Here is a 26499-nt window from a genome sequence, read left to right on the forward strand (position 1 = left end):
AAAGGTTTTTCCCTGAATTCAGGGATGAAAATTTTCAAGGAAACCTTTAGGGTCTGCTTATTTTAAAACCGACATCTCGCCCCAGTTCGCGCCCGCTCTTGCTTCTGTTTCGAGGGGGATGCTCATCGGGTAGGCATTTGCCATGGTTTCCTGAACGACCTGCGCGGTCTTTTGCATTTCACTTTTGGGGCATTCCAGCACAAGTTCATCATGCACTTGTAGCAGCATCTTGCCTTTCAAGCCAGCCGCTTTCAACGCGGGTGGAATCTTGATCATGGCGATCTTCATGATATCTGCGGCAGTGCCTTGAATGGGCGCGTTGATGGCTTCGCGTTCTTCACGGTTCTTTATCTGCACATTGACCTTGCCCTGCAATGCGGGGAAGTAACGCCTGCGTCCCAGTAATGTTTCCACGTAACCGACTTCGGCTGCCTGTCTTCTCATACCGTCCAGATATTTTTTTACGCCAGGGAATTTTTTGAAATAAGCCTTGACGAAATCCTCTGCCTCGGCCAATGTCAGATCGGTGGAGCGGGTGAGACCAAATGCCGACATGCCGTAAATTAGTCCGAAGTTAATCGCCTTGGAATGTCGTCGCATCTCTTTTGTTACCTGATTAAGTTCAATATTGTAGATGGCGGCGGCAGTGGTGGCATGAATATCTTCTCCTGCGCGGAATGCGGCCAGCATCGCCTCGTCACCTGCCATGTGTGCAACGATGCGTAATTCAATTTGTGAGTAATCCACCGAAAGCAATACATTGCCTTTATCCGCAATAAATCCGTTACGCACACGACGCCCGGTATCCGTTCGGATCGGGATGTTCTGCAAATTTGGATTATTGGAGGAAAGACGTCCCGTCACTGCGCCGATCTGGCTGTAGGAAGTATGCACACGGCCGGTATTCTTATCCACCGCGGTGGGTAGTGCATCCACATAAGTGGATTTGAGCTTGGAGAGTTCGCGCTGCTCGAGGATCCAATCCAAAATGGCGTGCTTGCCTCGCAGAGCATCGAGCACATCGGCTGAGGTGGAATAGAAACCCGTAGTTGTTTTGCGCCCTTTATCGGGTGGTTCGAGGCGCAAATGGTTGAATAGAATATCCGAGAGTTGTTGCGGCGAGTTGATGTTGAAGGTCTTGCCCGCCAACTCAAATACTTGTTTTTCGATCTCTGCCAAACGCTTTGCCAGATCCTTCGACATTTCACCGAAAAATTTTGTGTCGATCAACGCCCCGGTCATTTCCATTTCTGCCAACACAGCGGTGAGGGGCATATCGATCTCATCGAGAATTTTCGTGCCGTTTACGCGTTCCAATTCTTTTTGCATGATGGGCGCCAGACGCAGCGTGGTCTCGGCGTCAGCGGCGGCATAGTTCGCGACGATTTCAATCGCTACATCTGCCATGCTGATCTGCTTTTTGCCCTTGCCGATCAGATCTTCAATGTGAGTCATTTCCTCGCCGAGGCGAAGTGCGGAAAGATTTTTCAACCCAAGGTTGCGCGAAGAAGGGTCAACGATGAATTCAGCCAGCATGGTATCGAAAGTGAGCGGCGAGGTGATGAGACCATAGCGCGCAAGGAGGATGTAATCATATTTGGCGTTGTGCGCGATTTTTCCAATCTTTGCATTCGTCATCGAAGGCGTAAGCGCAGAGATCACCTTTTCAATTGGAAGATTATTTCCTAAAGTATGACCGACGGGAATGTAATACCCCTGCCCTTCCTTGATAGCGAGCGAGATGCCAACCAACTCTGCTTTCATTTCTTCGGTATCTGTGGTCTCTGTATCAAATGAAATTGATTTTGCTTTTGCCAATTCTTTGACAAGCTCTTGCAATTTTTCGTCAGAGTCAACGATGATGACCTCGATATTCGATGGCTTTGGAATTGAAACGATCTGCGGCTCATTTACGAACATGGTCATCTGTCCGCTTTTGGTTTTTGCAGTTCGAGGTGATGTTTCTGTGGGTTCTGCGGTACCGCCGTTGATGGCCTGGATTTTGGTTAAGAGGGTGCGGAATTCCAACTCCTTGAAGATGGTTTCAAGCTTAGCCGCATCAAATGGCTTCACTTCTGCATGTTCGAGGTCCAAATTGATTTTAAGATTGACTTCGATCCGCGCGAGGTCACGGCTCATGAAAGCCGCCTCTTTATTCGCTTCGAGTTTTCCCTTCCAGCGATTCTCGACCTGATCGAGATTTTCATAAATGGCATCCAGTGTGCCGAATTTTTCAAGCAGGGAAATTGCGGTCTTTTCGCCAACCCCTTTTACGCCGGGGATATTATCGGATGTGTCCCCGACCAGGGCCTTGTAATCCACCACCTGGCCTGGCCGTACACCTAATTTTTTGATGACGTCTTCATCTGTGATGTAAGTCTGGTCATCGCCTGCAAGATAAACTGACGTTCGCTCATTGACCAACTGAAGCAGGTCTCTGTCACCTGTGATGATCTTTACGCCCAAGCCTTGTTCCGCTGCCACCTTCGCAATGGAACCAAGCACGTCATCTGCTTCGTAGCCTTCCATTTCGAGGCGCGGAATGTTGAAGGCATCCACCATTTCACGGATGCGTGTGAGCTGTACACGCAGATCGTCGGGCATTTTTTCGCGAGTGGCTTTATATTCGGGGAAGATCTTGTCTCGGAAGGTTTTACCTACATCAAATGCTACTGCGAGATATTCGGGTTTTTCCTGTTCCAATACACGCATCAATTCACGCGCAAAGCCGTAAACCCCGGCGGTAGGCTCGCCTTTGGATGTCTGCCAGCGTTGGCTGCTTCCGCCGGCGGTGAGGGCAAAATACATACGATATGCAAGAGCATGTCCATCAATTAGGTAAAGTGTAGGGGGCATGGGTTTTCCATAAAAACTTCGGAAGTCTCAACGGTTCGCCCAATTCTGCGAGTCGGAAAGAAGACTTCCGAAGTTTGAGCGAAAATAAGAAGCGCAGAGTTGATTATACTCTGCGCTTCTTATTTTTTTTTTACTGACGCCCACGCGGTGGGAGAGGTGTGGAGTCCTGTCCCTGCCGTTGGCGGGTTTGGCGGATGTAATCTCGTACCAGTTGTGGCGGATGAGGCTGTGTGCCTCCCATGATCAAATAACCTGGCGCCCAGAAATCACCTGATGGGTTCTCTTTTTTCAAGCGATTGAAATCGGTGAAAATCTTCTCTGAAGTTTGCTGACGCATAATACGCATCAGATAACCCGGTGATGTGTTAGGTTGCACATTGACCACCCATTGCAGGTATTCAGGGCGCACGGCTAAAAATTCCAGCCGCCATCCAAAGGCTATGCAAATATTCGGAAGCCATTCCCCAAGATGATCTGCAAGATCACCTGTAATGTAGTGGGCTGAAAACCTTGGCACGAGCAAACAGGCATAAGTGAGATGATACAGCCCTGCTGAAGTTGGTTCTACAACCAGCTTGCGCGCCGCTTCAGTGGATGGACTTTCACGGGTAACATCCGCTTCGCCGGGCGCGGGTTTGGCAATTGGCGTCTCTGGTCTTTGTTTACGTGATGGCGCAGTGACTTCCACTTCATCAAAAGATGTTTGGGCTTGTGCCTGAGGCTGGTCTGTCATAACCAGTTTGTTCAATTGTACAGAGGGAGATGCCTCGCGGTTGAAGACAGAAGCATTTGAAAGTTGTTCAGAAACACGTGTCTGATTAGGATCAAATTTTTCTTTTTGGCGAGGCGGGCTAAAGTCATGAGTGGAGGCGGGTTCGGGGTTTGGTGTAGGGATGTTGGTGAGGATATTCGAGATCGGCGCAATTTCCAGCGAGTCACCTTCGTCCAAGTCGCCTGAAAAATCATAATCGGGTTGTGGCGCAGGCTTGGCAGGTTTTCGCGGTTCTGAGCGTTCACTGCCAAAGTCATTGACGAGTTGGCTTGCCTGGGCGCGGATGGTGCTGAAGGGAGTCTCTGCATCGAACACGAAAGCCAGGACGGTTTCGGCAGTGAGACGTGTAGCATAGAGCATATGCTCTGCTTTTGTGCTTTCAAGGCGGATGAACCTTAGGAGGTCTGAACCTTTTTGTCCATCCCAATTGCGGGTGACGGTTTGGGCTACTTCTTTTGCGGCGCTCTGAGAGAGGCCGCCTGCATATGCCCATAAATCGTTTCTAAGTGTAATTAGAGCGGCTTGCGCGGATGATTCCAAAGTTAGGCGCGTGAGGTGCTGCGCGGCTTTCGTCGCATCGCTCAACCAGGGGAGGCTGGGTGATGCGCTAACTTGCGGAGTGGATACGGGTTGAGGTTGACTTATAGCGGTCATAAAATCTGACATTCTAAATGGCTTGCGGACGAGGATCCATGGGCGCAAATTATTAAAGGGAGGAGGGTCAGTGTTCTCATCAAAAAGCAGGATGAGATTAATGCCCGGACGAACTGTGCGTAAAGCATTGCCGATTTCGGATACCCAGTCCTCGCCGAGGGCGAAATCAAGCATGGCAAGCGGAGCGCCGATCTCATCTGCCCGCACAACAGCAGACGCCTTGTTGTTGACAACATGGATTCGGTAAAGTTTGGTTTCATCCAGCACGCGACGGACTGTTTCTCCAAGGCTGGAAGAGGGGGTCACGATGAGTAAATCCGCTGGCATTTGTATGAAGTTTATCACTTATAAGAGGCGGAATCAAGGACACTGGAGAACTATTTCGGCGTTTTGCAATCGGTTTGCAGGTCTTTGATGCCCAGCAGGGCCATTAGAACCTCTGGATGAATGTCTGTTTCGGGCAGGTCTGTCTTGTAAAGCTGTTCATTTTCGGCCCGTTCGCGCAGGTTTTTCCACAGAATTTCTCGTTCCTCATTTTGAACAACCAGGTCGTTCAGTAATTTCGCATTGCTTAAATACTCACCAGTGGAGTAAAGGAATGTCAGCCTTTTCCATTTGTCTGCGCTGATGGGTTCCTTTAATTTCTCCAGGGCACCGATTTGGATCTTGTAATATTCCTCACGTGCGCGTGGATGGTCCGTTTCATCCTTGAGCAGTTCGGCGCGGGTGGTGAGTTCATGTCCGCGGACGGGAGCGATGAATTCAATTTGCCCACCGCGATCACCAAAGGCCGAGGGTTGGTAAAAAGCCAGATAGTCTACGGCGACAATTTTAGGCGCGGTGCGAAGCGGGATGCGATACCATCCCAATAGACGCGCGATTTCCAAATCCCTTGGTGTGGGAAGTAGGCAAACGAGAACGAGGGAAGTTGGATTTAGCATGGATAATCATATGCTGTAGGGGGGAGCATTGCTCCGCCCCTACAGTCTAATTTAATCCCACTTCCTTGTTAAACTCAACGATCAATTCATCAATTTCATCGGCCTGCTTTTGGACGCTGGTCCAGTAATCAGGTTGATACCATTGCTGTTGAATTTCTTCATAAGTTTTGCCTTGTTGCTCGACCCATGTATAGTATTTCAAGTTATGGACTCGGCGTCGTTCGGGATAGGTGAGCTCAAGCATATTGTCAGTGGATTCGCCGTGCAGATAACGGGCAAAATCTGCGGCGGCATCGCGCTCGCTGTATTCACCGAATTCCTGATGCATTTCATGCAGGCGTGAGCGATAGAGTTCCATCGAGTCGGTCAGGACGGTGAGCATGATGTCGTTCTCGTCCATTTCATAATACTTGGCGGTTTTGATACAAGAGAGAACGTTTGAGATGCCAGAGAAGCCTAGCAAATCGAGATTGGAGATTAGAGTTTCGGGGACACCTTTCTCTGCAAGGTAGGCTCGTCCATTTTCTTCGTTGAAGAGGCGAGAGATGTTGACGACGGCGTTATCATCAATTGCGGTAACAACGTCTGTGTTCTTGGTGTTGTGCACCCACGGTACATGCTTATCGCCGATGCCTTCGATGCGATGCGCGCCGAATCCGTTTTCCAAAAGTGTAGGACATTGCAATGCCTCACTTGCGACGATCTTGCTATCAGGGAAGAGCTGCTTCATGTAATCGCCGCTTGCAATCGTGCCTGCGGAACCCGTCGCGGATGCCAGGCCGCGATAGCGTCCATTTTTGCCAGCCGCTTGTTTGAATACTTCTTCCATGGCGTGGCCCGTCACTTCATAATGCCAGAGATAATTTCCGAATTCTTCAAATTGATTGAAGATCATCAAGTCTTGCCCTGAATTCGCCAGCTCCTTGCATTTGTCAAAAATTTCTTTTACGTTTGATTCAGAGCCAGGGGTTTTGATGGTTTCGCCCGCGACCTTCGCCAGCCATTCAAATCTTTCCTTCGACATACCTTCTGGAAGAATAGCAATCGACTCACACCCAAGCAAAGCGGAGTCATATGCGCCGCCGCGACAATAATTTCCAGTGGAGGGCCACACAGCTTTCTGAGTCGTCGGGTCAAACTGACCTGTGACCAGCCTCGGCACGAGACAGCTAAACGCCGCCCCGACTTTATGCGCACCAGTTGGAAACCATTTACCAACGATGGCAATGATGCGCGCCTTGACCCCTGTCAGCGAAGAGGGAAGCTCGAGATAGTTGACCCCGCCAAAAGTCCCGCCTGAAGCGGTGGGTTGATTATGCCAGTTGATTCGAAAAAGGTTACGCGGATGAATATCCCAGAGTCCAATATTCTTTAATTCATCTTTGACTTTTGCAGGAATTTTTGAAGGGTCTTTCATTTGGGCATAGGTGGGGATGATGATATTGCGTTCTTTCGCGCGTTGAATGGCGCGGGCGCGGTGGTCTTTATGAAGGGTGAGATCGATAGTGGTCATGGAAAGCTCCTGGGTTAATTGTCAGACAACTTTATTATAGCGCACAAGTTTTATCAGTACAAAGGGGTGATGATGTTTGTCATGTGGCTGGCTATAATCATGTTTATTTTATAGGAGTGATGAAGATGAGCCGAGCAAAAACGACTGCATTCTCAGGATGTTTGATCTGGTTTCTATTGATAACATTCATCAGTATTTGCATCATGCCATTTGCAATTGCCGCGGGAAGCATCTCTTCTTCCAGTGACTTGGCGATACAGACCATGGGCGGCTTTATGTGCCCGGAGAACTCAACCCCTGAAAGCTATTCTTATGCATCAACGATCACAGATGAATTCGGCAATTCACATCCTGCAACCGCTTACGAATTACATTGCGTTGATGCCAGCGGAGAAGTGGTGAAAGAGGATCCAATTGTTTACGCCTTTGGCTGGATCGGGATCTCAGCGCTGATAGGATTGATCATTTCTGCCATATTATCTTTTGTGTTTGCCGTGCCGGGCGGGATGTTGGTGACGCGTCTTTTAGAAAAAATGAGAGTGAAAAAGCCAGCAACAAATGAATGACACAGTTTGTCTTTAGAACAAGAAAGAGGACAGCCATCAAAACGCTCTTTCCTCTTTCTTTTTTTACAGTCCCAACATCTTACTTACCACTGAAAGCAAAATGCCGCCTGCAATCACGCTCCCCAGTTGACCTGCGGTATTTGCGCCCATTGCGTGCATCAGGATGAAATTATTTGGGTCCTCATCGTTGGCAGTCTTTGCGGCTAAACGCCCTGCCATTGGGAAAGCGGAAATTCCAGCCGCTCCGATGAGTGGATTGACCTTACCGCCTGAGATAACACACATCAACTTCCCAAATAACAACCCCGCAACCGTATCCAGCACAAATGCGAATAAACCTAATACCAGGATCTTGCCTGTATCAAGATTCAGGAAAGCTGCCGCGCTCATTGTGGAGCCGATGGCAAGACCCAGGAACAACGTAGCGATATTGATAATTTCATTCTGCGCGGCATTGCTTAATCTATCCACTACCCCTGAGGCCTTGAGTAGATTTCCCAGCATGAGCATGGAAATCAACGGCGTTGCTTCAGGAACTAGCAGGCCGACCACCAGAGTCAGAACTACGGGGAAGAGGATCAACGTCATTTTTGAAATTGGTTTTGGCGCATACTCCATTTGGATTAAGCGTTCTTTTTTTGTAGTAAGCAATCTCATCAACGGCGGCTGGATAATGGGAATCAGACTCATATATGAATACGCGGCCACTGCAATAGGTGCGAGCAACTCAGGTGCGAGTTTGGTCGCAACGAAAACGGAAGTCGGCCCATCGATTGCACCGATGACTCCGATGGAGGCGGCTTGATTCAATGGAAAACCCAATAAGATTGCGAGTATGAGTGTGCCGAAGATCCCGAATTGTCCTGCCGCGCCGAGCAGGACCATGCGCGGTTGTGCGAGCAACGGAGAGAAATCTATCATCGCGCCCACACCGATAAAGATCAATAACGGAAATAATTCTGTTTTGATGCCTGCTTTATAGATAACGGCCATCACCCCCTCAATTGCAGTCATGCCTGCCAGCGGAATATTCGCCAGTAAACATCCAAACCCAATCGGTAAAAGCAAAACAGGTTCGATCTCTTTGAACACTGCGAGATAAATTAATATCAATGCGGCAAAGATCATCACTGCGTTGCCTAAGGTGAAATGTGTGAAGCCTTTTAGTAATTCGGGTAATAGAGAAGTTAAATCCATACGAGTCCTTACGCATTACGTATTATGTAATACGTAATGCGTGATGCGTAAAATTAAATCCAGGACGCCTCGCCCAGGTCTGCGAATTTCATCAACGCCTGTTTGTGCGCCACGCTTTGCCCCGCGCTCACGAGCACTTCACTTACCGTCCCGCTATACACTGAGCGAATGCTATTCTTCATCTTCATCGCTTCGATGATCACAACCACCTGGCCTGCTTCCACTCTTTCGCCAGCTTTTACAAACACCTCGATCACCGTCCCGGGCAGGGGCGCAGTTAAAGCATTTCCGCTTAGTGCAGGATTGGGAGAGAATGAGGCGGTTGAGGAAGGATGAGGATCAAAGGATTTTTTCTCTGCCTTATTTTTTATCTCACTCGCATCTTTCCTAGCCTCGGCCTGATCCCCATTCTCAGGCAGTACCTCAAACCGATCACCATCCACGTATGCAATGATGGGTCGCGAATTGATATTCTCAATTTCAACTTCGTATGTTTTGTTGCTGACTGTGATTTTATATTTCATGAGCTTTCCCTTTGGAGTGCGGGAGCTTGCTCCCGCATTTGTGACGGCTCGCCGTCACACTCTAGAATTAATGTCTTCTAAAGTTTCCTTTTTGAGTGCGTTGACTTGTCCTCATGCCCAACTGCCAGGCGGAGACAATGGCAGTTGGTGGCTCAGGCAGTGGATGTACAGTGGATTGTTCTTGTTCTGCAAGGGCAACCGCCACGGCAAGCACAACAGCTTGAAGTTTGAATTCCGTTTCAGAAACAGAGGCAGGCACGGGTGAGTTAGATGCGGATATCTCATCCACTGAAGTAGCTTTATCCGCAGTGAAAATAGTCAGTAGAACCATCATCAGCCAAAGCAGGAGAATTGCACCAAAGACAAGTCCCATGCCGAGGGCGGTGATTTGTAATGAGAGTAGAAAGTCAGTCATAATGTTTCTCGTTTATGTCGTTGCGAGGGCGTTCTTGTTCTTCGCCCGAAGCAATCTCCTACAAAGTTGGAGATTGCTTCGTCGGGGAGAGCACCCTCCTCGCAATGACATGGTATTACACAGGAATATTCCCATGCTTTCTTGGCGGAGCAGGCGCATATTTATCGCGAAGCGCAGAGAGTGACGCGATGATCTTCGGCCTTGATTCGCGCGGCTCAATGATGTCATCCACATAGCCTGTGGACGCGGCGTAATATGGATTATTGAATTTTTCGCGATATTCTGCGGCAAGTTTTTTTCGTTCCGCGGAAGGATCTTTTGCCATTTCAATTTGTTTCTTGAACAAAATGTTCGCCGCCCCTTCCGCGCCGAGCACGGCGATCTCAGCGGACGGCCACGCATACGTGACATCGGTTCCAAGATACTTGCTGGACATGACCACATATGCGCCGCCGTAAGCCTTGCGAGTGATGATGCAAATTTTTGGAACGGTGGCTTCAGAATACGCATACAAAAGTTTTGCGCCGTGACGAATGATGCCGCCATGCTCCTGTGCAATACCGGGCAGAAAGCCAGGCGAGTCAACAAAGGTGACCAGCGGAATGTTGAAACAATCACACATCCGTACGAAGCGTGTCATTTTATCGGCGGCGTCAATGTCAATTACGCCCGCCATGATGGCAGGTTCCTGACCAACGATGCCAACACTGTGTCCGCCAATACGTGCGAGACCGACAATTGCATTACGTGCCCAATCGGGTTGTATCTCAAGAAAGGAACCCTCATCAATAATTTTTTCGATGACCTGATGCATGATGTAAGGTTCTGTCGCTTCAAGCGGAATAATGCTGTTAAGCGATTCATCCATGCGTGAAAGCAGATCGCTCGGCTGCACATAAGGCGGATTCTCAATATTGTTGGAAGGCAGATATGAAAGGAAATGTCTCGCCATTTCAAGTGCAGCCTTTTCACTCGCCACGGTTAAATGCGCCACGCCGCTGACTGATGTATGCACATTTGCGCCGCCCAGTGATTCTGAGTCGATCACTTCACCCGTCACAGCTTTGATTACATCAGGGCCCGTGAGAAACATGAAGGATGATTTCTCCACCATGATGACCAGATCAGTCAGAGCGGGGGAGTATGCAGCGCCGCCTGCGCATGGCCCAAGCATCACGCTCACTTGCGGCACCACACCCGAGTACTGCGCATTGCGTCTGAATATCTCTGCATAACCGCCCATCGAACGTACGCCTTCTTGAATACGCGCGCCGCCTGAGTCGATCAGCGAAATGAAGGGCACACCGTTGCGGACTGCCAAATCCATCACGCGGCAAATTTTATGGGATTGCATTTCGCTGAGTGTGCCGCCATAAATTGTGAAATCTTGCGAATACAGATAAACTGTCCGCCCGTTGATCTGTCCGTAGCCCGTGATAACGCCATCACCGTAAAACTTTTCTTTTAGCAGACCCAGTTCATCGCCTTGGTGTGTAATGAACGGCTCGATCTCATTAAATGTGCCAGGGTCAAGTAAAGCATCTATGCGCTCACGCGCTGTCATCTTGCCTTTTGCTTTTTGTTTTGCAATCCGCTCTTCGCCGCCGCCTTCCAACGCTTTTGCGCGGATCTTGCGCAATTCCAAAATTCTGGGATCTTCGTTTGTCATGTTACTTCCTTTAGGTGATAAATTTCACAATTAGAAGTATAACATTCGATGACAGATCATCCAGTGATGGAGGTCATGCAGGAAATAGGATAATCCGCCTCCTCTTTTACTGATAGTTGGTACTGCGTTTTGGACTTTTACTTCCTTGGGAGTTAATCCTCCTTATTCAAAGGCGATAGTCTATCGTCCATGGTCAAGTCTTTTGCGCGGATCTTTGACAAGGAAGACAAGAATTCCGATCATCATAAGGGATAGCACGGTTGAAATAGTGAATGTTGGAATGAAGCCTGCTGCATCCACGATAAAGCCTCCAAGAGCAGGGGCTAGGATGGTTGCGGGAGCAGTGAGAGTTTGTGAAAGACCAATATACATAGGGCGTTCGGCTTCAATTCCGAAATCTACTGTCATCGCCATGCCAATAGTCCAAATGGAGACATTGGCGAGACCTGCCAGGAAGAAGATCGGATAGAACCAGATGATGGAGGCTGCATTCCATGCCAGAATGGAACTGAACAAGGCCGCGAATGCACCCAGGATAAGCATGTAACGATGACCAATTCGATCACCGATCCAGCCCATGCCAATATTGGCGACGGTTTGTGAGATGGTAAGTGTGGCTGTGAGATAGCCTGCAATGACCGAGGTCATGTCAAAGCGGCGCAGGGCATAAATGATATAGAACGAGAATCCCATGGTGGCAAATTGAGATAGGAAACGCGCAGTGAGAAACCAGTTGAAGTTTGTATCTTTGCGCAATATCTTTTTGGAATCATCCCAAAAATGAGTCTTTTCTTCAGGGATGATCTTTTCGGTATCCTCTGGTTCGCGCGTCAGCGCGAGCGCAACCCAGGATAAGGCGAAGAAAATACTTGCGAGGAAGAAGCAGGCTGCAAAGTCCCAGGGAGAAGCAAGGTAGTCGAGTAGGTATCCAGCGCCAATGGCGGCTCCGCTGATGAAGAGGTTAGCCAGCCCGGCTTGCAATCCAAAAAATGTGCCACGTGTTTCGGGTGGAATGATCTTCGAGATCATGGAGGTCCACGAGTTTGCGGTGAATCCGCCGCCAAGCCCCTGCCAGGTTAACAGAATAAAAGTGATGACGAGGCCCGCTTGCAAGCCGAGGAGGGGGAGCAGCAGCGCGACAATGGCGAAACCTAAAAACGGCACGCGCTCATGAATGGTGGTCATGATAACTGTGCGTTTGTATTGACGCAGGCGCGAAACATGACTCGCTGTGAACAACTGCGGCAATTGCCAGCCGACAGCATGAATGGCGGGGACAAGCCCGATCAGTAGGGCTGAGTCTGTCATGGATGCGACGAAGAGCGGGAGAATGGTACTGAAGGAAGCAAAGCCAAGTGCCGCGCCGAATAAGCTACCATCCCCAAGGTTGACGGTTAGGTTGTATTTCAGATTCTTTCGGATGTCTTTTTCTAAAGTTGTGAGCATGAGAGGATTGTACCTACAAAAAGTTACTTTTGTAATCGTTTAAAAATTACACTCGAATATTGACCTTTATGATAAAAAAAACGTAAAATGTAGTTAACAAAAACGAACAATCGTTCATTTTCTGTAGGAGCCCGTTATGTCCAACCTTAGACTTGGAATTGATATAGGTTCCACTACTGCCAAGGCTGTGATATTAGACGAAAATCGGGGTTTGTTGTTCTCTTCGTACTGCCGTCATAATGCCGAGACATTGCAAACTCTGCAAATGATTTTGGCAAATGCAAAAGAAAAACTTGGCGACATAGAAGTGGATGTTCTAATCACCGGTTCGGCAGGAATGGGGGTATGTGAGAGGTTTGGCCTGCCCTTTATTCAGGAAGTGATCGCTTCGGCTGAAGTGGTGCGGCAGCTATATCCACAGGTAAAGACATTAATTGACATTGGCGGCGAAGATGCGAAGATGATCTTCTTCAAAGATGAAGGTATGCCAGACATCCGCATGAATGGTTCCTGTGCGGGCGGAACGGGCGCGTTCATCGACGAGATGGCAGGCCTGTTGAATGTGCCCATCGTTGATCTCGATACACTTGCCAGCAAACATACGACGATCTATCCGATGGCTTCGCGCTGCGGCGTTTTTGCAAAGACGGATTTGCAAAATTTATTAAGCCGCGATATTCCACGTGAGGATGTGTCCGCTTCGGTTTTTCATGCGGTGGTGCTGCAAACGCTGGCGACTCTGGCGCGCGGATACACTCCTAAACCGTTGATCCTTTTCTGCGGCGGACCGCTTACATTTTTGCCTGCTTTGAAAAAATCTTTTATGGAAGTCCTGCGCCTCACACCTGCCAATGTGCTGGATGTAGACAACGCGCAATTGCTCCCCGCAATCGGCGCGGCTCTCGCTAAATCATCCATAAGTGAGTTATTTACACTCACATCATTAATAGAAAGACTTAATACTGAACAGCAACATGCAACTGCCAATCAAAACCGATTGCCAGCGTTGTTCAAAGACTACGTTGATTATCAGGCATGGGAAGCGGGGCGGATGCGCCACAGAATCGGGCGCGTGAATATTGCTCAACTCAATGGGGATAAGTTATTCCTGGGTGTTGACTCGGGTTCGACCACAACAAAGATTGTTTTGATCGACGAGAAAGGCAGGGTGGCGTTTGAGTATTACGTCAATAACAGGGGAGATGCAATCCATGCTGTTCAACAGGGGTTAAGTGAAATCCATCAACGTTTCGCGGAACAAGGCAAGACTCCGCGCATCGCCCGCAGTATGGTCACAGGTTATGGCGAAGACCTGATCCGCGCGGCGTTTGGTTTGGATGGCGGCATGGTCGAAACGCTGGCACATTTCCGCGCGGCTAGGGCGTTTGATAAGGATGTCAGCTTCATCATGGACATCGGCGGGCAGGATATGAAAGCCATTTTTGTCAAAGATGGTTTCATTCAGGATATAAAAATCAACGAAGCATGTTCTTCAGGCTGCGGCTCATTTATTGAGTCGTTTGCGCGCAATATGGGATTCTCTGCCGCGGAATTTGCAAAGGAAGCTACCAAAGCTCAATCGCCTTGCGATCTCGGCACGCGCTGCACCGTGTTCATGAATTCAAAGGTCAAACAGTCATTGCGTGAGGACGCTTCGATCAGTGATATTTCTGCCGGGCTGGCATATTCAGTCATCAAGAATGCCCTGCATAAAGTTTTGAAGGTTACCAATACTGACTTGCTTGGCGAACATATCGTTGTGCAGGGCGGCACATTCCGCAACCCCGCTGTGCAAAAGGCGCTCGAACATCTTTTGGGACGCGAGGTCACTTGCCCGGATATGGCAGAGTTGATGGGCGCTTACGGCGCAGCGCTGACTGCGCTTGATCAATACAGTAGTAAAGACTTCAGTCGTTCTGCAACGGCAACGACTGACCCACAGGGCTTAGTTGTTACTACGAATGTAGTAGGCAATTATGCAAAGAAAACCATCTATTGCCATGGCTGCGAAAACAAATGTGCGGTCACGAAGATGACCTTCCCGAATGGAAATATTTTTTATTCGGGCAATCGCTGTGAAAAGATTTATTCGAATGGAGGCAAGGCAGAGAGATGCGGAATTAACCTGCCTGCACTGAAATATGATTTACTCTTTGACAGAAAAACCGCGTCAGACTCAACCCCGAGGCTGGTCGTTGGTATCCCCAGAGTTTTGAATCAGTTTGAGAATTTTCCCTTCTGGAACACGTTGTTGGTGGAAAGTGGAATCAAAGTGCAGCTTTCTGCGCCTTCAAGTAATGTGGTCTATCAAAAAGGGGCGGGGCACATTATGTCCGATAATTTATGCTTTCCTGGGAAACTAGTCAGCGGGCATATTATGAATTTGATCGAGACGGGAGTGGATCGAATCTTCTTCCCGATGGTCTTCTACGAGGAGAGCGGTTTTAGCGATGCAGCGAATAGTTTTAACTGTCCCATTGTTTCTGGGTATGCGGATGTGGTGCGGAATGTGATTAATCCACTGGGGAAATATAAAATCCAATTGGATATGCCCGCGATCAACTTTAATGATAAGAAATTACTCAGGCAGGCCTGTCTCGAATACCTTGCGAGTCTCGGTGTGCCGCATGGGATTTCTGTTCGAGCGTTTGACAAGGCTTTAGAATCGCAAAAGCAGTTCAAAGGTCAAATAAGAAGCGTGGCGGCTGAAATTCTGAAAAATGCAAAAGAGGAAGGTCGTCCTGTTATTCTATTGATGGGACGTCCGTATCACATTGATCCGCTGATCAACCATAAGATTCCAGACATCCTGATAAATTTTGGATTGGATGTTATTACTGAAGATTCTGTCCCGCTTGAAGATGGGCAGGCGTTGAACAATCGGCACGTGATGACTCAATGGGAATACCTCAACCGATATTTTCATGCGGCGCGCTGGGCGGGCAAGCAAGATAATGTGGAAGTGGTGCAATTGAATTCTTTTGGCTGCGGCCCTGACCCGTTCATTCTTGATGAGGTGAGCGCGATCCTGGGTGAGTATGGAAAAGGCCCAACTGTCATCCGCATCGATGAGATCGAGAGTGTGGGTTCTACGAAGTTAAGATTACGCTCCATGCTGGAGTCCATGCGGCAGTCGAAACCAATGGGATGGGTTCATAAAGCGCGCAAGATGACGCGCACATATGAACGGGAAGATCGAAGCAGGACTTTGATCGTGCCCGATTTTTCACCGTTCTGTTCGCCGCCCATTGTCCGCCCTTTCGTTGATATGGGTTACAACATTGTATGGCTTCCACCCGCCAACCGCAGTTCTGTGGATGTGGGACTCAAATACACCAATAACGAAATTTGTTATCCTGGCATTATCACGGTAGGCGATCTGGTCAAGGCGCTGCAAAGTGGGAAGTATGATCTTTCCAAGACCGCGGTTGGATTCTCGCAAACAGGCGGGCAGTGCCGTGCCTCAAGTTATGCCTCGTTAGTAAAGAAGGCGATCATCGCGGCGGGCTTTGAGGATGTGCCTGTGGTTACGATTTCGACAAGTTTTCAAATCTTGAATGAGCAGCCAGGTTTTGAATTTAACATACGGGAATATATTGTTAAAGCCATCTTCAGCATGGCGTTCACCGATGCACTCTCGGATATGTATTACTCGACTGTGATCCGTGAAATCCATAAGGGTGATGCGCAACGAGTAGCGGATCGATATTTGTATGAGTTTATGGATGGCAAAATTTCTGCTGAGAGAAAATCGTTGTTGCGCGCACTGGAACGGGCTGTTGCAGATTTCAACGCAATTGAAGTGAATGATAAACATTATCCAAAAACGGGGATTGTGGGTGAGATTTATGTCAAACACAATGCGTTTTCCAATAACAATTCCGCACAATGGCTGATGGATCAGGGCCTGGAAGTGGTTATGCCTGCCTTCCTGGAATTTTTCGCAGGTGGTTTGATCCATTTCGATCACAAGGTCAAGACCCATCTTGCGCGGCGCGATACGACATGGTTGCTGTCCCTGATCGGGAAGAGCATATTGCGTAATTACTTGAATGAAGTCCATGCTGTGATGAAGGAATATCGGCGCTTTTATCGTCATACCGATATTGAAGACATCGCAATGAACGCACAGGAGATCCTCAGCTTGAATCATCAATATGGCGAGGGCTGGCTGCTGGCAGGTGAGGTGGCATCCTTTGTAAAAAATGGGATTCCCAATGTGTTGTGTCTTCAGCCATTTGGGTGCATCGCCAATCACATCATCGCCAAAGGCGCCGAGAAGAAGATGAAGGAAATGTACCCGCAGTTAAATTTGCTTTTCCTGGATGCAGATGCGGGGATCAGCGAAGTGAATTTCTTCAATCGGATGCACTTCTTCGTGGATCATGCAAAAGAGGGGAGCGGGCTTTTAGCTTGAAGGAATTCCACAAATTAGGTGAAATTTCACTCTTGACAAAATTCAGGTTTTCCGTAAAATAAAAACGAACGTTCGTTCATTTCTGGAGATGGCATGAAAAAAGAGAAACCGAAGAAAGGCGAAGTAACAAGGCTGGCAGTTGAAGATGCCGCGCTGGAGTTGTTCATGGAGCAGGGCTACCATGCCACCTCCATGAGACAGATTGCGGAGCGCTCCGGGCTGGCGCTGGGAGGAATCTACAATCACTTTTCAGGCAAGGAAGATATCTTTGCGGCGATCATTATTGACAAGCATCCCTACAAGCAAGTGTTGCCGATTGTGCTGGCTGCCAAGGGTGATACGGCTGAAGAGTTGATCCGCAATGCTGCCCGTGCACTGGTCACCGAGTTGGGTAATCGACCCGAATTGCTAAAATTGATTTTCATCGAGCTTGTAGAATTTAATGGAAAGCATTTAACGAAGTTGATTGGAGAGATCGTGCCCAAAATCTTGCCTATGTTTGAGCAGTTGGTGCGCGTCCGTAAGCATTTGCGCAAACTCCCTCCGCCAATCCTGGTGCGTTCATTTCTGGGTATGTTCTTTTCCTTCTACATCACTGAACTGTTTATTAAAAATTCAATCGCCGCTAAATTAATGCCCAAGGACAGTTTTGACCTTTTCGTAGATATTTATTTGCACGGCGTTATCAAGGAGACCGCATGAACTCACGCTTAATGTCCATTGTCCGCAAGGAATTCATACAGATCTTTCGTGACCCGCGCACACTGGCGCTGATCCTGGTCATGCCGATCATCCAGCTATTTTTGCTGGGCTATGCGGCAACCACCGATGTGCGGAATGTGCCGGTTGCCGTGTGGGATCAGAGCCGCTCACCCGAATCGCGTGCCCTGCTGGATGCCTTCCGCGCCGCGGATTATTTCAACATTGCATACGATGTCCACTCCCAGGAAGAGATTCAGATCTTAATTGAGCAGGGAGATGTACGCGGAGCGTTGGTTATCCCGCCAGATTATTCGCGCAAACTTCTGGAAGGGGATGCACAGGTCTCGATGATTCTCGATGGTTCTGATGCAACTGTCGGGGCGACTGCTCTCTCCACTGCCAGATTGATCGGTCAGTCGCATTCCATCAAGGTACTCACCGAACAAGCTGCCAGTCAGGGACGTGCTGGCGCAGTCCAGCCGCCGCTCGAAGTCCGCACACAAGTCTGGTACAACCCCGATCTTCGCTCCGCATACTTCATGATCCCCGGTGTGATCGGTATGGTTTTGTATGCCATCATGGCAATGTTGACAGCCACAGCTGTTGTACGTGAACGCGAACGGGGGACCATCGAGCAACTGATTGTTACACCCATCCGTTCGTGGGAATTGATCGTGGGCAAAGTCACACCTTATGTCATTCTGGGCTTTTTCGATTTGGCTGAAGTGCTACTCATCGGTCATTATTGGTTCGGCGTCCCTGTGCGCAGTAATCTCTTTCTCGTTGTCGGCACAGCAGGTCTGCTCCTGCTTTCGAGCCTCGGCATTGGTTTATTCGCATCTACCATTGCCAACACACAACAGGAGGCTTTATTAACGGTCTTTGTCACCATTCTGCCCGGCGTATTCATCTCTGGTTTTCTGTTTCCTCTTGAAGCCATGCCGAAATTTTTACAGATAGTTTCCTATGCCATTCCGCTACGTTACTATCTTGTGATCGTACGTTCGCTTTTGCTCAAGGGTGTTGGCTTTGCGGCACTCCAGACCGAAATTATTTCGCTGGCACTTTTCGGCATCATTATCATGGGAGCAGCTGCACTGCGCTTCCGTAAACGTTTAGATTAGGAGTTCAACATGAATCGTAATTTACCCCCTCTCCCTGTTCGTATCGTTATCGCGTTGATCGTTCTTTCAACCATCGGATATTTTGTCTTTCGTTCGCTAAACAATAACGAAAGCGACCAACTCAAAGCATCTGGCACCATCGAAGCTGTGACCGTGAACATCTCACCTGAGATGGCTGGCAAAGTGGCCGATGTTTTGGTTGAAGAAGGACAATCCATCAAAACCGGTGATCCGCTTCTTTCTCTGGACGGCAGCCTGCTGACTGCCCAACGGGCCGTTGCCTCCGCCGCAGTTGACTCTGCCAACGCCGCACTCGCCAGCGCGCAACTCAAATATGATCAAACCCTTCAGGTTGCAATTTCAGCCCAGGATACACAACGTGCCAAGGACTTGAAAACATCTGCGCCGAGTGAATTCAATCAGCCTAACTGGTACTTCAATCAAACCGAACAACTTGCACCTGCCCAGCTTGAATTGGACAACGCATTAATAGCGCTGGATGATGCAAATGCAAACCTGCAACAGGTTGTTAGTGATCTACATGACTCCGATTACCTTGAGGCAGAACAGCGTCTTGCCGAAGCACGCGCAGCTTTCCTAACAGCTCAAACAGTAAAGGACCAGGCAGACAGTGCTCCAGATAACGGTGGCTTCCTCGATGCCGCAAACGATTATCTCGAACTTGCCCAGACTGAACTCGACGATGCCCAGGAAGAATATGATGATCTCCTCGATACAGATGCTGCAGAAGATATCGAATACGCACGCGGACAGGTTCTCGTGGCGCAACAGAGATATTATGCAGCCTACACCCGCGTACTCTCTCTGCAAACTGGCGTAGATTCTCCTGCTGTGGTTGCAGCCTTCCAAGCGCTAGAGCAGGCAAAGTCTGCGCAGGCACAGGCAGAAGCCAACCTCACCTTGCTTGATACACAGATGGAAAAATTGACTATCTACGCTCCCATCGATGGCGTTGTCCTCACACGCAATGTTGAACCTGGTGAGTTTGTCCAGCCCGGGGCCGTAGCCCTTACCATGGGCGATCTCAGCAATTTGACCATTACAGTCTACGTGCCGGAGACGCTGGTGAACGAAATCCAACTTGGTCAGCAAGCCACTGTCACAATTGACGTTGCCTCCGGTGAAAGCCCAACCTTCAATGCCGAAATCATTCACATCGCAGATCAGGCCGAATTCACTCCGCGCAACGTTCAAACTGTTGAAGGGCGTAGCAGTACAGTCTTTGCCATCAAGTTAAAGGTGACAGACACAGAAGGCAAATTGAAGATCGGCATGCCTGCGGATGTCGTCTTCGAGTAAATAAAAATCAGAGTGCATTCGGAGTCTATTGAGACCATATACTGTATGAAAGGAGAGTGCCATGAAACCAGTCACATTTGATTGGATAAAGATGAAGAACGTCCAGAAGATTCATCGCCTGCTCTATGCAATCGGGCTGGGACCTCTCATTGGTAGGATCATTCTCCTTTTGGAAACAACAGGCCGAAGGTCAGGAAAGAAGCGAGTGACTCCACTTCAATATGAAATGATCGGTGACGATTATTATGTCGGTGCGGCGCGTGGAACAAAAGCAGATTGGGTGCGTAACATCCAGTTATGCCCACAAGTTGAAGTTCGCGTGGGTGCAAAACAATTCCACGGGATGGCCGAAGTTGTGACCGACCCATCGAAGTTTGCCGATTTTGTGGAAGTCCGCCTTCAACGACATCCGCTCATGGTTGGCTTGATCATGGAAAAGGCACATGGATTTCCCAGGCATCCGAGCCGCGAACAATTGGAAGAATTGGGAAGAACAGAGGCTTTTGTGATCCTGCACCCAATAAAATTTAGCGAGAATTAGCAATGACAAATTATCTCGTTCAGGCAACTGATCTACATAAACATTTTGGTAAAAATCATGCCGTTGATGGCGTTTCACTGCATGTGAAATCTGGCGAGATTTATGGACTCGTCGGCTCAGACGGCGCGGGAAAGACAACCACCATGCGCTTGCTGGTTGGCGCGCTCAAAACGGATTCGGGCGAAGTCAACATTTGCGGATACGACATCGATAAACAAACCGAGAATGCCCGCTCGCAGTTTGGTTACCTCTCGCAACGATTTTCAATGTATGAAGACCTGACCGTGCTTGAGAATATTCGCTTCTTTGCCGAGGTACGCGGATTGAGATCCGATGAATGGCTTCCACGCTGTAATGAAATCCTTGAATTCGTGGGCCTCGAAAAATTTACTGAGCGACGCGCAGGTCAACTCTCTGGTGGCATGAAGCAGAAACTTGGCCTGGCTTCTGCGCTAGTGACACGGCCAAAAGTATTATTGCTTGATGAACCAACAACAGGTGTTGATCCGGTCACTCGTCAGGATTTTTGGCAGCTTGTGATTCGGTTAACCACTCAGGGCGAAGGTGTTTCGGTAATTATCTCCACGCCGTACATGGATGAAGCCTCACGCTGTCATCGTGTGGGATTCATGAAAGCAGGTCGCATCATCACCGAAGACACACCATCCAATTTGCGCGCGCGACTCAATGGCCGCATCCTTGAATTGCGCGGCAAGCCTTTGCATGTTCTTCGTCATACCGCACATGCTGATAAGGATGTCGAAGATGTACAGGCCTTCGGAGATCGTCTGCATATCCGCGTCGGCGAGGGGAAGGCCAAAGATGTTCTACGCAGGCTCCCGTCTGAGATCAGAAGCGTGGGCGGTGAGATCGATGACTTGCGCTCCATCCCGCCCATCCTGGAAGATGTCTTTATCGCCTTATCTGAAGAAAAAGGATTCTCACCCGAGTTATAGAAATAACTTTTAAGGAGCATTGACATGATTAATCTCGACTTTAGTGCATTGATTGACCGCCCTGTGAAAGATGTCTTCACATTTGTTGCTAATCCCAATAACATGTCGCAATGGAACTCTGCGGTTGTCAGCATTGAACAGGTTACGCCCGGCGCTGTGGGCGTTGGAACAAAATTCAAGACCGTTGGTGAAATGATGGGCCGCCGTATCGAGGGCGAGATGCAGGTCATCGCGTACGAGCCAGATACGAAATGCGTTTATCAAATGAATGCCGGGCCGATGCAAGTCAGCCTTACGCTGGGGTTTAAGACTGTTGGCACGGGCACAAAAATCAGCCTCAATGCTCAAGGCAACCCAGGTGGCGTATTCAAACTCGCTGAAGGTGTCATGGCGGGTCAGATAAAAAAGATGATGGAAGGCAATCTCAATACACTGAAATCGGTGCTGGAAAAGGGAGCTTAGTCATCCATGCCTTTACCTGTCATCTACGTTGAGAATCTAACGCGCCGCTTTGGCGATTTCGTCGCGGTGGATCACATCAACTTTGAAGTGAACGCTGGCGAAGTGGTTGGTTATCTCGGCCCGAACGGTTCTGGGAAGACCACCACCATTCGCATGTTGCTGGGTCTGCTTGAACCAACCGAGGGCGAAGCAACCGTGCTGGGTTTCGACGCTTTCAGACAAAGCGAAGAGGTGCGCAAGCGCGTTGGGTATATGTCGCAGAAGTTTGCGATCTATGATGACCTGACCGTGCTGGAAAATATGACATTTTATGGCGGCGTGTATGGGATTACCGACAAAGCCCGCATCAAGCGGACCCTTGAACTGGTCGGCCTCACAGGGCATGACTCCACGCTGACAAGCCTGCTCTCCGCAGGTTGGCGTCAACGATTGGCGTTGGGTATTGCACTAGTGCATGAGCCGAAATTATTATTTCTCGATGAACCCACTTCAGGTGTTGACCCCACTGCCCGCCGCGCCTTTTGGGACTTGATCTACGAACTCGCCGAGACTGGCGTGACAATTCTGGTTACAACGCACTACATGGATGAAGCCGAATACTGCGAACGAGTGGGTATCATGCGCGATGGAAAACTTCTCGCGATGGATACTCCAACCAACCTCAAGAAATCGATTATCACTGGTGACGTATGGGAAGTGTATGCTCAACCCCTGGAACACGGATTAGAGCTTCTTTCTGAAATGGATGGAGTCGAACGCGTTGGCTTGGCGGGAGATCATTTACGAGTGATCAGTTCCAGGGTCAAGAAAGAAGCGATGCAAAAATTATTAACGAGTAAAAAGATTCAGGTGGAGAAAATCGAAAAAGGTGAACCAACTTTGGAGGATGTCTTCCTCGCACTGGCTCGTTGAAAACACGTTAAAAAGTTGGTAGGTTTGAACGTTTCAACGTTGTTCAAACCTACCAACTCGTTAATTACTGCATGATCGTTTCTTCTGGTGTCACGATTGCCATGATCAAATACACGATCAGCATGGCGCCATTGAAGGTGAAGAAACCAAGCACAAATAACAGGCGTATGACGGTGGGATCAAGGTTGAGATAATCTGCGAGGCCTGCGCACACACCTGCGACCATACGGTTCGATTTGCTGCGGGTGAGGGTTTTATAGTCGCTCATTTTTGCTCCTTTCGTTTTACTCTGGAGTCGGACAACGAACTGTCCGACATGTTCCAAGCGTTTTTGTCTATTTGCTTTACGCGACAAAACGAAAAGAGTTGCAGCTATAAATCTCCCAGCGGTATTTTGTAAGGAAGCATGAATTCTTCAGGCAGGATTTCTGCCGTGCATTGCAGGTTTTGAAAATTAACTTGTTTCAGTTTGTTCAAAATAAATAAAGTTGCCTTTGTCGTATCGTCCACAACGCGGGCCATTGTATTTTCATTCAAGTAGGGATATTTCCGATCCTCGAACCAGTAGGAGTCATATTCGCCATAGAATTTGCGAATGTAATCATATTGCTGGTGCAGAGCTGCTTCCCGAACGAAAGGCAAATATGACGGTGGGTTCGGAGTTTTATGAATGACCTGCCAGAACAAACCTTCTGGATGAGCGTGGTTATAAACCTGGTCGATGCCGTACCAATCTTTTTTGAACGAATTCCATGCTTTTTGAGGATCCTCGGCGATCAATTCGTGAAATGCTGTTTTCGTCGTGGAGTCGAGATATTTAAACCACAGCATGTCGCAAATGAGATGTGTAAAATAACCGAACCGAAAGCTATATTTTTGAATGTCGTCCTGTGGGTTGATATCAGCAAGGTATTCGCGGTAATACATGAGATCGCGGATTTGATCTTCGCCCTCGCCTTTTTGCAGGAAGTGGGTCACCTCCTTGGGCGGGTTGAACTCTGTCCACGTTTCGTTGGGGATGCCCGAATCAGGCGCCAGGTTGCCGAATGTAAATAAGGTTTTATCCAACTCAGGGAAATGAGGAAGAAGTTTTTCAGCGATGCGGAGATGACAGATCCATGTGCCCATAGTTAAATGTCGTACTCGTACTGGTCTTTTAATACATTCAAAGATTGCTTGTATTTTTCATGACTATTCATTGGTTGTGCTTTTCCTGATTTCTCCATAAATTGTTTTTCATGAGCTAGTCCAGGGAATTGGTAGTGCAGGTCATCTTTTCCCAATATAGTTAATTCAATACCATCGAGCTTAATATCTTTGAGTTTATCTATTAATTCCTCGACATGTTCCAAACAAGAAAATATTAATTTCAATGCATTGATCTCTTTAGCGAAATTTATGCTCTCTTTTATTATATTTTCCGTAAATTCTCTGCCTGAAATCTTGCATTCGCCAATAGTTAAGTGACCCTCAACTGTGAAAACAATATCAATCTCATTAGGGCGGTTATTTTTAATGAAATTAACTCCATAATATGCGCTATAAACATTTTTCTTGTAAAAATTTGCATTTGCCTGGTCAATAATATAATAACCTGTCAGCAGGTGAATCAATAATCCCTGATCTATTTCAGAAGATACAAGAGTGTTTATCTCGTATTCCCAGTCAATTTTGTCGATTCCAAAAGGATTTTTTATTTCATTTGTGCAACCGCTACAAATGAGTTTAGATTTAAAGTCGTTTACAGGTATCCAGTTTTCAGTAGAACATAAATTGCATTTTATAGTCTTTCCTTGTCGAAGAATATCTTTATCAAGTAGCCATTCGATAATGGCTACACTAGACCTGTCGTCTAACTTCTCACCATTAAATTCCATTTTCAACTTCGCTTTTATTGCAGAGTAAAGCAAGTTGTTTCTAGCTAAGCTTTTTCGCGGCAAGGAATTGATTATTTGATTTTTGACATCCTCATTTTTTACATTATCCCTTACTAATTTCCTTATATTATTAACTTTATTCACATTACTCATTTCGAGCAATAAATTAAGGACGGCTGGGTGCGACATAAGCCAAATATATTTTTCTCCGTTTATTAGCTTAACTAATTCGTTTCCAATGCGGCCTTTATCAGAAAGCTCAGTGCGATAACCAGCAACATCTGCGAAAGTTGAAATGACTTCCCAAGGATTTGGAATTGTTAACTTTATGATTTCATCTTTATTCCAACGTATGATGCGAGTAAGTCCAGATTTTGTAACCCAATAGTTATTGAAAAATAAGTTGTCGAAAGAGAAATCTCTAACTCTTGGCAGAACTATTTCAGGTATTTGTATATCAAGCATTGAATATTGCTGTTGATTATGGGACGAATTTAAAAACTTTAGTGAGTCAGGCGAATCGAATTTGTATTCCGTCTTATTGTCAACAAAATTAACAGGTATGTCCATGGTATCGCCAATGTAATAGTGATCATTGTAAAATTCTTGAAAATTATCTCTCTGAAAGAACCACCCCTCGCTAAGAGCTGGTAACTCTTCCTCTGAAACACTTTTACTAAGAACATAAATATTTTTTCTATTAACAAAAAGATTTTGAAGCAAATCAAGCTTGGATGTAAAAACCTGCTGGCTTATCCATATTGGCCCCTTTGAATAATTATCGTGTGGATTGTATCGTTGTCCTCTTATCGCCCAGAACCAGCAAAACTCTTCTGCGTTTTCCTCTTTAGAAACAATAACAATATGGCTTGTTTCTGATTTTGGTTGGTCTTCTAAAAATCTGTCAATATATATCTGTGCGAGGTGGCTGATTGTGTAATCAAGGATGCTAATAAATTCATTGTTGTTGTCTTTGTGGCGATTTTGATGAAGATATGACAAAATATCTTGTTCAAATGAGAAGGGAGCATTCTCGATTATCTCATTTGGGTGATTTTTTCTATGCTGCGGGTTAATATAGATATGTTGCCACCTAAGCCATTCGTTATTATCAATCACTCCAAACCTTGCTTTGAAATATAAATCAATGTTCGAATCTGTGGAGATATAGGATAAATGTGCCTTGCCTTTGTCAAGATCATAAAAATTGTCTAACAAGAAAAAATTAATGATAGGTTGTCCGAAAAATTCAGGAATATGTTTTTCGCTGTACAGATGTTCGATTCTTATTTCTGTGTGTTTTGTTATTTTATGAATTGCGAACTTACTCCTCCATAATCTTTCCTCAGTTGTATCTGAGAGTTGGTGAAAGGTATTTATAGAGTCTGGATTGTACTTCTTGATTACATCAAACCACTCTTCGTTGATTGTGCCTTCTTCGGAGCATGGAATAGCAAGAAAGTAGCGACCGCCCCAACTCAAACTCGCAATGCTGATAAATTTTTCTACATCTGCTAAAGTTTTAATTACAAACGCAATTCTTGGCGGGCGAACTGTTCTTTTAATAAATTTTGAACCATTTAATTTTTGTTCCATAGTTTTCCCATTCTACTGTGTCAAGTTTCCGATCTTTTA

Annotated in this window: 21 protein-coding genes; 9 read left to right on the plus strand and 12 right to left on the minus strand. The window is 47.4% G+C overall.

The window, feature by feature from the left end:
- Positions 1–57: 57 nt before the first annotated feature.
- From polA to AC14M5_RS10655, 4 genes are all read right to left on the minus strand, one after another.
- The gene (polA, locus tag AC14M5_RS10640; RefSeq protein ID WP_484029641.1) at positions 58–2856 is read right to left on the minus strand and encodes a DNA polymerase I; all 2799 of its coding nucleotides are present in this window, start codon (positions 2854–2856) and stop codon (positions 58–60) included.
- Between the two features lie 130 nt (positions 2857–2986).
- Positions 2987–4609 (minus strand): transposase, encoded by a 1623-nt coding sequence (locus AC14M5_RS10645; protein ID WP_484029642.1) that lies wholly within the window; start codon positions 4607–4609, stop codon positions 2987–2989.
- 50 nt (positions 4610–4659) lie between these two features.
- Positions 4660–5223: a hypothetical protein gene (locus tag AC14M5_RS10650; RefSeq protein ID WP_484029643.1), complete on the minus strand. Its 564-nt coding sequence runs from the start codon at positions 5221–5223 to the stop codon at positions 4660–4662.
- 46 nt (positions 5224–5269) lie between these two features.
- On the minus strand, positions 5270–6736 hold the full coding sequence (locus tag AC14M5_RS10655; protein ID WP_484029644.1) for a pyridoxal-phosphate dependent enzyme: 1467 nt from the start codon (positions 6734–6736) through the stop codon (positions 5270–5272).
- 125 nt (positions 6737–6861) lie between these two features.
- Between AC14M5_RS10655 and AC14M5_RS10660 the strand changes: the two genes are divergently transcribed.
- Entirely contained in the window at positions 6862–7302 is a 441-nt protein-coding gene (locus tag AC14M5_RS10660; protein ID WP_484029645.1) for a hypothetical protein, read from the plus strand.
- 63 nt (positions 7303–7365) lie between these two features.
- Here AC14M5_RS10660 and AC14M5_RS10665 read toward each other — a convergent pair whose 3' ends face one another.
- The 5 genes from AC14M5_RS10665 to AC14M5_RS10685 all read right to left on the minus strand — a co-directional run bounded on the left by AC14M5_RS10665 (position 7366) and on the right by AC14M5_RS10685 (position 12553).
- Positions 7366–8499, minus strand: coding sequence for a sodium ion-translocating decarboxylase subunit beta (locus AC14M5_RS10665; RefSeq protein WP_484029646.1), 1134 nt, complete (start codon positions 8497–8499; stop codon positions 7366–7368).
- A 53-nt stretch (positions 8500–8552) separates the two neighbouring features.
- The gene (locus tag AC14M5_RS10670) at positions 8553–9023 is read right to left on the minus strand and encodes an acyl-CoA carboxylase biotin carboxyl carrier protein subunit (protein WP_484029647.1); all 471 of its coding nucleotides are present in this window, start codon (positions 9021–9023) and stop codon (positions 8553–8555) included.
- Between the two features lie 67 nt (positions 9024–9090).
- The gene (locus AC14M5_RS10675; RefSeq protein ID WP_484029648.1) at positions 9091–9438 is read right to left on the minus strand and encodes an OadG family transporter subunit; all 348 of its coding nucleotides are present in this window, start codon (positions 9436–9438) and stop codon (positions 9091–9093) included.
- Between the two features lie 115 nt (positions 9439–9553).
- Positions 9554–11107: an acyl-CoA carboxylase subunit beta gene (locus AC14M5_RS10680; protein ID WP_484029649.1), complete on the minus strand. Its 1554-nt coding sequence runs from the start codon at positions 11105–11107 to the stop codon at positions 9554–9556.
- A gap of 180 nt (positions 11108–11287) precedes the next feature.
- Entirely contained in the window at positions 11288–12553 is a 1266-nt protein-coding gene (locus AC14M5_RS10685) for an MFS transporter (RefSeq protein ID WP_484029650.1), read from the minus strand.
- A 136-nt stretch (positions 12554–12689) separates the two neighbouring features.
- On the opposite strand from AC14M5_RS10685, the gene AC14M5_RS10690 reads away from it, so the two are divergent.
- The 8 genes from AC14M5_RS10690 (at position 12690) to AC14M5_RS10725 (ending at position 22987) form a co-directional block, all read left to right on the plus strand.
- Positions 12690–16970 (plus strand): acyl-CoA dehydratase activase, encoded by a 4281-nt coding sequence (locus AC14M5_RS10690; RefSeq protein ID WP_484029651.1) that lies wholly within the window; start codon positions 12690–12692, stop codon positions 16968–16970.
- Positions 16971–17063: 93 nt separating this feature from the next.
- The gene (locus AC14M5_RS10695; RefSeq protein WP_484029652.1) at positions 17064–17672 is read left to right on the plus strand and encodes a TetR/AcrR family transcriptional regulator; all 609 of its coding nucleotides are present in this window, start codon (positions 17064–17066) and stop codon (positions 17670–17672) included.
- Positions 17669–18796 (plus strand): ABC transporter permease, encoded by a 1128-nt coding sequence (locus AC14M5_RS10700; protein ID WP_484029653.1) that lies wholly within the window; start codon positions 17669–17671, stop codon positions 18794–18796. The genes AC14M5_RS10695 and AC14M5_RS10700 overlap by 4 nt, the downstream gene beginning before the upstream one ends.
- A gap of 9 nt (positions 18797–18805) precedes the next feature.
- Complete coding sequence (locus AC14M5_RS10705; RefSeq protein ID WP_484029654.1) at positions 18806–20116, plus strand: HlyD family secretion protein; 1311 nt, start codon at positions 18806–18808, stop codon at positions 20114–20116.
- Between the two features lie 61 nt (positions 20117–20177).
- Positions 20178–20657, plus strand: a complete 480-nt coding sequence (locus AC14M5_RS10710) for a nitroreductase/quinone reductase family protein (RefSeq protein WP_484029655.1) — start codon at positions 20178–20180, stop codon at positions 20655–20657.
- A 2-nt stretch (positions 20658–20659) separates the two neighbouring features.
- Positions 20660–21613, plus strand: a complete 954-nt coding sequence (locus AC14M5_RS10715) for an ABC transporter ATP-binding protein (protein ID WP_484029656.1) — start codon at positions 20660–20662, stop codon at positions 21611–21613.
- 24 nt (positions 21614–21637) lie between these two features.
- A complete protein-coding gene (locus tag AC14M5_RS10720; RefSeq protein WP_484029657.1) occupies positions 21638–22075 on the plus strand; it encodes an SRPBCC family protein in 438 nt (145 codons plus the stop codon).
- A gap of 6 nt (positions 22076–22081) precedes the next feature.
- On the plus strand, positions 22082–22987 hold the full coding sequence (locus AC14M5_RS10725) for an ABC transporter ATP-binding protein (protein WP_484029658.1): 906 nt from the start codon (positions 22082–22084) through the stop codon (positions 22985–22987).
- A 64-nt stretch (positions 22988–23051) separates the two neighbouring features.
- Here the strand turns inward: AC14M5_RS10725 and AC14M5_RS10730 are convergent, their stop codons facing one another.
- The 3 genes from AC14M5_RS10730 to AC14M5_RS10740 all read right to left on the minus strand — a co-directional run bounded on the left by AC14M5_RS10730 (position 23052) and on the right by AC14M5_RS10740 (position 26460).
- Entirely contained in the window at positions 23052–23255 is a 204-nt protein-coding gene (locus AC14M5_RS10730; protein WP_484029659.1) for a PspC domain-containing protein, read from the minus strand.
- Between the two features lie 104 nt (positions 23256–23359).
- A complete protein-coding gene (locus AC14M5_RS10735) occupies positions 23360–24115 on the minus strand; it encodes a zinc dependent phospholipase C family protein (protein WP_484029660.1) in 756 nt (251 codons plus the stop codon).
- Positions 24116–24117: 2 nt separating this feature from the next.
- Positions 24118–26460, minus strand: coding sequence for a hypothetical protein (locus AC14M5_RS10740; protein ID WP_484029661.1), 2343 nt, complete (start codon positions 26458–26460; stop codon positions 24118–24120).
- Positions 26461–26499 lie beyond the last annotated feature (39 nt).

This window comes from Candidatus Villigracilis sp. (genome assembly GCF_057083605.1).